Source organism: Candidatus Syntrophosphaera sp., from assembly GCA_019429425.1.
GTDB lineage: Bacteria > Cloacimonadota > Cloacimonadia > Cloacimonadales > Cloacimonadaceae > Syntrophosphaera.
Map to the genome: position 1 here is coordinate 1 of JAHYIU010000081.1, position 11,141 is coordinate 11,141.

Sequence of the window (11,141 nt, forward strand, 5' to 3'; positions counted from 1 at the left end):
CTCTATCGATTCCAAAGTGCTTGCATCGATGCTTAGCTTGTGTCGTCCCATGTCCCACTCCTTTTAATCAAAGTTATGGGACAAGATAATCAAGTTTTATGGCTTGTCAATGTAAATCTTGTATAATACCGGTATTGAAAGCCGGGGGTCCAACCACAGGCTGGAAAGGAACTATTTCAACTATCCCGTTTACGGTATTGTCTGCCACGCGAAGTCGAATCTGAATATGCTGGACAACGCGAACAACGTATTGAACAGCCTGGAAAGCAATATCAAATTCTTTGACGAACGGCCCTATGAAGCGTGGATACAACTATTCAAAGGACATAACGATTTCTATCATCTGGACCAGGGCGCCGGCACTTCTGCCATTGATTTTGAATTTGACCCGCAGTACTTTGGTTACCCAACACCCCATAACAAAATCAATGCCAGCCGGAACTGGTTTCAGGATATGCTGGTAACAGTAAATGACCCCCTGTACGCGGACAATGTATATGTTGATTCCTATGATCCTGAGCCCAATATGCCCGCGCCACCCCCTGAAAACGACAGGTTCTTCACGGCATTGGGTTTGGAATCACAGGGGCAATACGACCAGGCATTGGAGCTATACAAGGCTATTCTGAATAGTCCGCTGGAGCAGGAACTACGCCATCTGGCCAGCGCGGCGGATGGGGTGTACAGGCTCACGGAACTGGTCAACGATCCCACCTGGGACCCAACTGTGTACTTCGATGCTAAAGTACTTCAATACGAAACTGAGGATCCCAGTTTATGCGGATTGCTGGAAGAGTACCTGGCAAAATCGTTCATTGTCAGCGGGGACTATCAAAGCGCCATAGACCTGATCCAGTTGCGGCTGGATTACCCCACCAGTGAAGTCGATTCACTGCTGGCGGTGCTTGACCTGGAGATAGTGCTGCAGCTCGCGGCTCTTGAAGATGATAAAAAGCCGCTTACCACCAAGTACACCCAATACAGGTATCCGGATATACAAACATTCAAGACATACCACGATTTGCACTGGGACCAGTTGCGCACTCTGAGATACGGGGAACCTTACGCCATCCCTGTTCCTTCTGTGCCGGTCATATCCAGTAACTACCCCAATCCATTTAATCCGTCCACGACGATAGAATTCAGCGTTCCGCAAAAAGCCCGGGTCAAGCTCAACGTGTATAATATCCGCGGCCAGAAGGTAAAAAACCTGATCAACACCGAACTGGACCGTGGACATCATAAGATAGTTTGGGATGGAAGGGACGGCACCAACCGCAACGTATCCTCAGGCATCTATTTCATCAGGCTGGATTCAGAAGGTAAAACCAACGTTCGTAAGGTCATGCTGATGAAATAACCTCGATTGATAGAGAAACATAAGCCCGGATTACTCCCGGGCTTTTTTTCTAAAAGAATTGGTAGGGACGTTTTTATGTTATCAGCAGAAACTGTTTCAGACTTATTGTGCTGTTTTTTGATTACTGTCAAAGCACTAACTAATGAATTAGCAAAAAGGTTGAAACTGGATTTGCAAAAACCTTGAAACCGATTTGCAAAAACCTTGATCCTGGATTTGCAAAAAGGGTGAAACCGATTTGTAAAAAGGTTGAAACTCGGGTCTCATCGAAAACAGCGATTTGCAACGAAAGTGATACTATTTGCAATTTTACTTGATACTCTATACTCGCCAAATCTCGCTTCCCGGTCGCGGCCATTTTTTCTGTTGACAGAAACAGGGGGTCTGGGGATTTTACCCTAACTATGCGTTCCGGAATAGCTCAGCGGTAGAGCGGGTGGCTGTTAACCACTAGGCCGGGGGTTCGAATCCCTCTTCCGGAGCCATTTTTTTTGCCATATTTATCCGGGAGTTCCCAGACCTGACTGTCACCCAAAACATTATACGAGGAGGCTGCATGGCCGAGATAAGCTACGTTGAATACGAACCCCGCCATGCCAAAGCGATCGCGGACATGTGGAACCGCAGCGCCGAGGGCTGGATGGGCAGGTTTTGGAACAGCAGCGAAGCCAGGGTGCTGCAGGAACAGCAGAATTCACCCTATCTGAACCTTTATCTTGCTGTAGAAGGCACCGAAGTGATCGGCTACGCCAGGCTTTGCGCCTATAGCGAGGAACGCGGCGTGGCTTACATCGAGATGCTGAACGTGCTGCCCACGCGCCACGGACAGGGAATCGGCAAGGAACTGGTGCGGCGTTGCGTGCTCCGGGCCAGCGAACTCGGCTACGCCCGCATCGACCTCTTCACCTGGCCGGGAAACCTCAAAGCCATGCCGCTGTACAAGAAATGCGGCTTTTTCTGGGAACGCATGGAATCCGGCACCACCCATCTGATGAATTTTCTGCCCGGCTTGTTGAACAGCGAACTGCTCAAGCCCCATTTCGAATGGTTTGACTGGTACGCTGACTTCAAACGCGAGCTGGAGCCGACTCCCGACGGCAGGCTGGATAGCGGGTTCGAGCTTTATGACCATGTCTGGGAAAAGGAGGGACACCGGCTCCGGGTCGCTGTCGAAAAGCGCGGCCGGGGCATCTTCTCACTGGCCACAGAAGATTACGAGCTTCAAACTGTGCCTGCTGGTTCGGAACCCGTTTTTGGCCTCGATTATCCGGTCAGCTACCGGATCAGGAATCTCAGCGGCAAGCCCCTGCGCCTGGCCTTGAAGGGCAAAGACGACGCGGAAGTGCGGCACAGCCTGGATTTTCAAGCTGAGATAGAAGGTACGCAAGAGATCTCCTCCCGCTTCCGGATCGAACCGATTGCCACGGAACGCAGCGAATGGGAAAGCATGCAGGGCGTCTGCTGCGAGGCCCTGATCAACGGCGCCAGGCTGGAACTCAAGACCGGCCTGAAGATCCACTTTCCCTTGGACCTGGATCTCAGCAAAGAACTGAGTGAATATTTTCCGGCGCGCCCATCCACTATTTACCTGAACCTGCAGAACAATTTCCCCGTGAGCTGCTCTTTTGAGATCTCATTTCCGGAGCAGGAGAGGATCAAACTGCTGGAATCGGAGCACCGGATCCATCTGGAAGCCGGGGAGCGGGCCATTCTGCCCCTGCCCTTCAGGCCTGAAGCGGCCTGCGTCTATGCTCCGCGGGTGCGGGTCAAAGCCCGGCCGGAAAAGGGACGGGAGATCGAATTCACCAAACAGCCGGTTATCATGCTTCCCATGCACGGCTCTTCCGACCAGGCGGTCACAACGGAGCGTTTCCAGCTCTTGAACGGGACCAATTCTCTGTTCGTCTGGCAGGACCACAAGCGCAACATGGCTTTCTTCCAAGCCGCAGGGGGCAACAACGTGAACCTCAACCCGCCCCAGATCGGCCTGCCCTATAGCGATGAATTCGAGACCGAAGATCCCCTCGGAGCCGAGGTTTCAGCCCTCGGACAGGCCAACCAGCTGCGGATGAGATTTGCCAGCAAACACAAGCCTGGCTGCGAGTTTGCCCTGCTCTACACCCTCTACCCGGGAGGCCTTTTGGAATACAGCCTCCGGGTTCTCAAACTCCCGGAGGAAGAGGACTTGAAGGCACTGCTCCAGATCGGGTTGGACAGCACCGGTTTCACCTATCAAAGCGGGGGTCGGATCCTAAGCCTGGAAGCCGACCAGCCGGACAGGGAACTCAACGATCTGCTGCCCCTCGATCCTGATGCCAACTGGGTGTTCGCGGGTTCGGAAAACTCCAGCGTGGCCATGATCTGGCCGCCCGGTGAAAAAGTCCGCATCAACCGCTGGTGGCTGGCCTGGGAGCTCGACCTGAAAGAAGTGGCGGGGCGCGAGGACCAGACTGCAGGACCCTTCCGGATCTTTCTGGACGCGTTCCCAAACGCTCTTCAGGTGCGCAATCTGGCCCTCAATCAACATCTGCCCGCCGAACCCATCCATCCCACCCTGGAACTGGTTGTGGACGGCGGAAACCCCTGTGTGGGAGAAACATGCGAGGCGGTGCTGACTCTGCGCCAGGACCAGGTGCTGGCGGGCAAGATCTGCCTGAAAGATTCCTCCGGGGCGGTTTTGGGCTTGACTGAACTGGCCCGCCCGGATGAAAATCGGGAATGTAAATTCATCCTCTCGCTTACGTCCAAACCTACTCTGGAAAAACTCTCCTGCGAACTGAATCAACCGCTCTATTCCTCTCTGCGCGAACAGGTTATCCTGCACAGCCGGGGAGAGTTGAAACAGAAAACAATGCCCTCCAGCCCGTCTGGCCTGATCAGTCTGGACAACGGATGCCTGCAGTTCTCAGCCGCGAAAGAAGCCTGCCTGCCCAGCCTGATTTCCCTCACCCAGGCTGGGCGTGAATGGCTGGCCAGCGGCTATCCCGATTTTGCCCCCCGCGGCAGCTACAATCCTTTTCTGGGCGGGCTTTCCGTTCGCCCCGGACAGATCAGCCTGATCGATCTGCAGGCGGAGCGGCATCAGGCCGGGTTTTCCCGCCTGCGCGACAATTGGGGCAATCTCTGGGAGGGAATCGCCATCACCACCAGCATCGGGAAGTTCAAGCCCCTGCAGGGTTTGGTCTATCGCCAGCATTATCTTTCCCGGCCCGGCCTGCCCCTTCTGGTTGCCCAAGTCGAGATCGTAAGTGCATATGGCCGCGCCGATTATGCCCACTTTCCCCTCTACGCCTTCTTTGCGCCTGAGGGAGGCCTGTCTTCCGGCTTTGTGGAGATACCCGGCGAAGATGGCGCCTGGCAGAGGATCTACGCGGGCCGGGATCGCTTTTATTTCCGCAAGGATGTCTCCCACACCCGAAGCGGATCGGATACCTGGGACGAGGTGCTGCACATTCTCAGTTCCCGCAAGACCTATCGATTTTTCCAGGCCACGACTGATGTTTTGGCACAAGGCACCTACGTTTACAGCCGCCTGCTGAACAAGGTACCCCAGTTCCTGCCGCCCCTCTTTCTGGTCTGGGGAGACCGCTCCTGGCGGCATGACGCCTTCTCCCAGCTTCTGGCCTTGCGTTTTGGCGCTGAGTGAGCAAGCAACTCTCCCAGTGATAGTTACAGAGCCTGAAAGAGCCACCGGCCAGATAAATGCCGTTACCATTATCAAGGCCGTTTCTTCCGTCGTTTCGTACAAGTGCCCAAACTTATTGACTGACAGTTGATTAAGTATTTACTCAACCTCCCGCCCCCCTTATCAATACGGTGTCAATACGGACTCATTACGGACAAAGTCCGTAGTGAGTCCGTATTGACACCGTATTGATAAAGGGAGCCATAAAGAAATTGATTGACAGAAATCTTTGCCCGGGAGGAAGATATTCCATTGGATTTCCCGTGGAATCCGCAGATAAAATTGCGCTCCCGCGACAAGGAGAATAAATGACAAAATTCTTGTCATCCCTGCCCGGCCTCTATCTGAATTGGGTGCAGGCCGCCCCGATCGTTTCCGCGATGGTCCAGTTTGCCATTTTGGGCACGCTGGGCGAGGTCATATCCAAATGGATCATCCGCAAAAGTTTCCGCTATCCTTTCAATTTCGGCCAAACTGCTTGGAAGATGGTCGTTTGGGCGCTGCTGGCCGTAGCGATCAAATATGCTTTCAAAGGCTTCACCGGCTACGTGGAATATCTGGAGGCGCACGCCATGCTGCCAACTCTGGGAACGCTGGGCAAAGCCTTTGCCATCTCGGCATTTATGAATCTGCAGTTCGGCCTCTTCCTGGTGCTGGCGCATCGCCTGCTGGATAACGTCGGGGAACGCAAAATGAACTGGAAGGGTTTGGATAAAAGCTTCCTCTCCCTGCTCTGGTTCTGGATCCCCGCCCACACGGTCACTTTCCTGCAGGCGGAACCACTGCGCATCGGACTGGCGGCGCTCTGGTCCCTGGCTTTGGGCCTGATCCTGGGTCTCTTCAACCGGCGTTGACAGTATGTAGATAGATGCGGCAGAATAAGTTGCCCGCTCCGCTGCTGGTCCCGGCGCTGCTTTGGTGCCTGGGGATCTGTCTGGGCAAGGCGACGGATGTCCCTTTTCTGCTCTGGCTTGCGCTCGCGGCCGGAGTGGCAGTTTCGGCCTTTCTGCTCCGTTCCCAAAGAACCGTTTTCCTCCTGCTGCTTTGCCTCGTGCTGGGCGCTTTGCGCTTTGTTGCGGACCAAAAACCTTCCGCGCTGGACCAGGTTTTCCTGCGCCAAAACCATATTCAGCAGGATGCCAACTTCATGGTCACCAAGCTTTTGTCCCGGGAGGCGGGGATCTATGAGATCCGGCTGGAAGAACTGGCCGGGGTGCGGATCCGGGAACCTCTTTCTCTCTTCAGCCAAAGCGAATTGAAGACCGGGCAGCTCTATTCCGCGCTGCTGGAAGTGCTTCCGGGAAAACAGGATCCGGTGCTGGACACCTACACCGCCCGCCACCGCGCCTACGTCCGGCAAAATCTCAGCGAAGTCCCGCGGGCAGGGCGCTTTCTGCCCATCGCAGCCTGGAGAGTGCGGCTGCTGGAAGGTTTGGAAGCCAAGCTGGGCGCGGATGCTGGTTTCGCCAAGGCTTTGCTGCTATCGGACACTTCCGCCAAGGGCATGTATCGGGATAAACTCACCCGCAGCGGCATGGTGCATCTGATCGTGGTGAGCGGGCTGCACGTCTGGTTCGTCTACGCCATCTGCATGGTCCTGCTCAATTCATTTCTTCCCCGGCGCTGGGGGGAGGCGGTTTTTCTGGTGCTGATCGCCCTGTATGCCGCGCTGAACCATTGGTCGCCAGCAGTGGTGAGGGCCGCGTTGATGATCGGGATCATGATCATCGCGCGCTGGCGCAGCATTCCCATGGCCGGGGCGCAGCTTCTGGCCCTGAGCCTGCTGGTGATCACAGTGGTGAGTCCCAACCAATTGTTCAACATAGGCTTGCAGCTTTCCTTCCTCTGCATTGGGGTGATCATCCTGGCCTTGCCCAGAATTACCTGGATCAAGGAAAGGGCGTTGCCCAACGACTCACTCCGCCTGAGGTTGAGCCGAATTCTGGACCTGCTGTTCCTGAACCTGATTGTGGGCCTATCCATCCTACCGCTGACCCTGTTTTATTTTGGCACCGGCTCCCTCAATGGCATTCTGGGCAACGTCATCGGCATCCCCTTGTCGGGCTTACTCTTAACCCTCTCTTTCCTGGTACTGTTCCTGCCCGGCGGAAACTTCCTCGGTGCGGCCTTCGTAAGCAGCTATCGCCTTGTCCTGCTGATATTTGAGGCCTGGATGGAGTGGGTGGCCAAGCTGCCTTTCTATCTGGAAAACACCTGGATCAACGGCTGGCAGCTTCTGGGTGGTTTTCTGTTGGTATTTGCCCTGCTTAACTGCTTGAAAAATATGAAGTTCCGCTGGCAGATACTGCCCTTTGCCAGTCTGGGTCTGCTGCTGGCCTTCTTGCCAGGATTGAAGTCCCGCCCAGAGGGTGGCATCTACGTATTTAATTCCGGCACAGCGGATTGCATCCTCGTGCGCCTGACTGAGGGGACCAACCTTCTGGTGGATACCGGGCCCAGGCATTGGAACGCCGAACGAAGCTGGGCCTCGCGCAAACTGCTGCCCTGGATGCAGCGCAAAGGGATAGGCAAGTTGGACTGGATGGTGCTCACCCATCTGGATGCCGACCATTCCGGCGGTTTTGAGGACCTCGCTTCGGCCCACAAGCTCCGCAACCTGATCGTTACTGACGAAACGATGCGTGACCCCAAATGGCTGGATTGGGAACAAACCGGCCTTCTGGAAGGCGTCAACGTACATTGCGTGACGGATACTGTCACTTTCGCCATCCAAGGGGCCAAACTCAAGTTCCTGCATCCGGATCGCTCTTTCTTTCCCGTTAGCTCCAACGCATCATCGCTGCTCTTCCGGATGGACTATCAGGACAAGCGCTATCTCTTTACCGGGGACGCGGATACAGACGCGGAAGCCCATCTGCTGCTGCACTATCCGGAAGAGCTCAAAGCGGATTATCTCAAGGCCGGACACCACGGCAGCCGCACTTCCAGCAGCCGGGAATTCGTGCGCGCCGTGCGGCCGGACGAGGTGTGGATAACCGCTTCCGCGCGCAACCAATGGGGCTTCCCGCATCCCGAACCGCTGGACGCCTTCCGGCGATATGCCAAAAGGATCCGCAGCACCTCCGAGGGGACGATTTACGTGCCTTTCGCACAAAAAGATTGACAGTGGGGGCAGTTCACAGCTTTGATGTTTTAAACAGCCTGGGAGGTAAGAGATTTATGTCCGAGCAGATCAGCAAGGCCTTGGGAATGAGACAGATATTCGATCTGATCGATGCCCCGGGGGAGTTTCTCCACGAGGTGAAAAGTATCGAACTCAAGCGCCGGGCCCTCAAGTTTTCAGAAGCCAGGGACAGGTACACCCGGTTGGCTGGGCTGTTGGAACTGCTAAAAGGCCAGGACGCCCAGCGCCGTACCCTGCGCGAGCTTTTTGCCCATCTGCCCAGGCTTAGCCCGCCTACCCGGCAAAGCGCGTATCCCCTTGCCCTGCATGAGTTTTTCCTGCTCAAGGAATTTCTCTACCACTACGGCAACCTGCACGGCTTCAGCCGCAAACAAGGCTGGATGGACCAGTTTTTGCTCCCAGACCTTGGACCGCTCTTCCAGCTTCTGGACCCCGAGGGAAGCGGCTTGCCGTCTTTTAGGGTATCGGGCGCTTTTTCTCCCAAGCTGGGAGAACTGCTGGCCACGCGCCTGGAACTGGGCGACAAGCTCAAACACGCCCGGGCCAGGCTGCTGCAGGAAGCCAGCCGCGAACTCCAACTCCCGCAGCTAAAGGAGGAATTCGTTCTCTCCCGGTCCGATGCTGCGCTGGCGGAACGGATCATGCACTCGCCATTCTTTGTTCTGAACTCCGAAAGCGTTGCCAATTATGGTTTTACGCTCGCGGACGATGAGCTCTGCCTGGACCTCAAGCGGCAGTTGGGCAAGGTGGCCCAAAAGCAGGAGGCGGAGGAAACCCGCGTCCTGAAAGAGCTTTCCCGCAAGGTCCTGAGCGAGCTGCCCCTCTTGAATTCCGCGCTCAGCGCTGTGGCCCAGGTAGGCTGGCGCTTCCTGCTGGCGGATTTTGCCCTCAGCTACAACTGCTGCGTTCCCAAGCTGTTAAGGAAACAACGCGTCCGCATCCAGGCGGCGGTGAACCTGCCTCTCAAGCTTCATCTGGAGGAGATCGGACGCCGCTTTCAGAGCGTGGATTACGATTTTGACCAGCCCGTCTCTTTGCTCACCGGCCCGAACATGGGCGGCAAGACCACGATCCTGAAAACGATCGGCCAACTCTGCTGGCTGGCCCGGCTGGGCATCCCCCTTCCCTGTGCGGAGGCCGAACTGCCGGTCTTTGAGAATATCTGGTACAATCAGGACAATGCGGCTTCCAGCGCCGACCTAAGTAGTTTCGGCAGGGAGGTGGTCTCATTCACGGAAGTCCTTCAGCAGGAAAGCTATACCCTCTTCCTGCTGGACGAGTTCGCCCGCGGGACCAATCCCGCCGAAGGCGAGCTGCTGGCCTCGGCCGTGTTGAGACATCTTGCATCGACGCGCCACATGTGCGTTGCCGCGACCCATTTCACAGCTCCCGCCCTGCTGGATGGCCTCGCCCAATACAGCATTGCCGGTCTGGATACCGCCAAACTCTCGTCCCAAAAGCCCATCAGCCCCACCCAGCGCTTGAAAGTGCTCAATGAAGCCATGGATTACAGCCTCCGGCGCCTGAAGAAGAACCAGGCCCCGCCCTTCAGCGCTGTCAGGGTGGCCCGCATCCTCGGCCTGCCAGAAGAGATTCTTAAATACATCGGGAAGAAAGACTTATGACCAATCTGAACAGCCGGGAAGCCACGGAGCTTTCCCTGGAGATCGGACGCATCCTTTTGCAGGGCGGCGCCACCACCAACCGGGTGGAAATGATGATGCGCAAGATCTGCTCTGTTACGGGCTATCCGCACACCGAATCCTACGTCACCCCCACCGGCATTTTCCTCTCTGTGAGGGACGAGGAAGGCCAGGTTAGCACGAGCATCAAAAGGGTTGACAACCGGCGCATCGATCTGGGCAAGATCACCCGGGTCACTGGACTGGTCAACGATCTGGAGCGGAACATCCATGACGAGCAGACCAGCAATATAACGCCTGCTGAGTTTCGCGCCGAGCTGACTCGTATCGATAGCGAACAGCCCTGGCCCCAATGGTTTACGATCCTCTGCGGTGGCCTCACCAGCGGGTGTTTCTGCCTTCTTTTTGGCGGATCCTGGGCAGAATTCGGGGTTGCCTATATTGTCGGGGTGCTGGTCAGCTTGTCCCTCAAACTATTGGCCACGCTGCAGATCAACAACTTTCTGCTGCATATCCTGGGCGCCGCGGGTGTGGTGACCTTTGCCAAGCTCATCGACATCGTCGTGCCCGGCATCAAGCTGGATAACATCATCATCGGCGGGATCATGCTGCTGGTGCCAGGCCTGGCTTTTGTGAACGCCATCCGCGACACCATGAGCGGGGACCTCGTTTCCGGCACCGCCCGGGCTGTGGAAGCCCTGTTCATCGCCATCGCCATCGCGACGGGCAGCGGCGTGATGCTGATGCTTTGGGCATTCTGGGGGTTTTAGATGAAGCCCTTTGACCAATTCACTCTGATGCAGTTTGCCTGGGCGGCGCTTTCCATCCTGGGCTTCTCCATCCGCGTCAACCTCAAGGGCCGCAAGATCTTCTGGCTGGCTTTTGGCGGTGGACTGAGTTGGGCCTTTTACCTGATCATCCTCTATTTCAGCAAGTCGCTCATGTTTTCCATCTTCGGCTCGGTTATATTGGTATGTAGCTATTCGGAGATCGTGGCCCGGCTGCTCAAGACGCCGGTTTCCGTGTTCGTGACCTGCGTGATCATTCCCCTCGTGCCCGGAAGCAGCCTATATTACATGATGCGGGCCTATATCGCCGGAAACACAGCCCTGGCCTCGGAACAAGGCTACAAGGTGCTTTTGATCTCAGGGACGATCGCCATGGCCATCGCCATCGTGAGCAGCGCCACGAACCTGATCTTCCGGCTCAGAAACAGATTTTAGGAGTTTAAATACATGTATAAATCAGCCAAACAAAGCAGCCTGGAGCAGCGCATCCTCAAACTGCTGCAGGGAAAGCCTCTCGAAG

At 55.9% G+C, this 11,141-nt stretch carries 7 protein-coding genes and 1 tRNA gene; all 8 read left to right on the forward strand.

What is annotated here, in order from left to right:
* The first annotated feature begins 118 nt into the window (after positions 1 to 118).
* The 8 genes from K0B87_08035 to K0B87_08070 all read left to right on the forward strand — a co-directional run bounded on the left by K0B87_08035 (position 119) and on the right by K0B87_08070 (position 11,056).
* Positions 119 to 1,360 (forward strand): T9SS type A sorting domain-containing protein, encoded by a 1,242-nt coding sequence (locus K0B87_08035; GenBank protein ID MBW6514689.1) that lies wholly within the window; start codon positions 119 to 121, stop codon positions 1,358 to 1,360.
* A gap of 410 nt (positions 1,361 to 1,770) precedes the next feature.
* Positions 1,771 to 1,845, forward strand: a tRNA-Asn gene (locus K0B87_08040).
* Between the two features lie 71 nt (positions 1,846 to 1,916).
* On the forward strand, positions 1,917 to 5,006 hold the full coding sequence (locus K0B87_08045; protein ID MBW6514690.1) for a GNAT family N-acetyltransferase: 3,090 nt from the start codon (positions 1,917 to 1,919) through the stop codon (positions 5,004 to 5,006).
* 347 nt (positions 5,007 to 5,353) lie between these two features.
* A complete protein-coding gene (locus tag K0B87_08050) occupies positions 5,354 to 5,899 on the forward strand; it encodes a hypothetical protein (GenBank protein ID MBW6514691.1) in 546 nt (181 codons plus the stop codon).
* A gap of 14 nt (positions 5,900 to 5,913) precedes the next feature.
* Positions 5,914 to 8,169: a DNA internalization-related competence protein ComEC/Rec2 gene (locus K0B87_08055; protein MBW6514692.1), complete on the forward strand. Its 2,256-nt coding sequence runs from the start codon at positions 5,914 to 5,916 to the stop codon at positions 8,167 to 8,169.
* 86 nt (positions 8,170 to 8,255) lie between these two features.
* On the forward strand, positions 8,256 to 9,815 hold the full coding sequence (locus tag K0B87_08060; protein MBW6514693.1) for a hypothetical protein: 1,560 nt from the start codon (positions 8,256 to 8,258) through the stop codon (positions 9,813 to 9,815).
* On the forward strand, positions 9,812 to 10,603 hold the full coding sequence (locus tag K0B87_08065) for a threonine/serine exporter family protein (protein ID MBW6514694.1): 792 nt from the start codon (positions 9,812 to 9,814) through the stop codon (positions 10,601 to 10,603). Before K0B87_08060 ends, K0B87_08065 begins: the two co-directional genes overlap by 4 nt.
* Entirely contained in the window at positions 10,604 to 11,056 is a 453-nt protein-coding gene (locus K0B87_08070; protein ID MBW6514695.1) for a threonine/serine exporter family protein, read from the forward strand. It abuts the gene before it with no gap.
* The last annotated feature ends 85 nt before the right edge of the window (positions 11,057 to 11,141 follow it).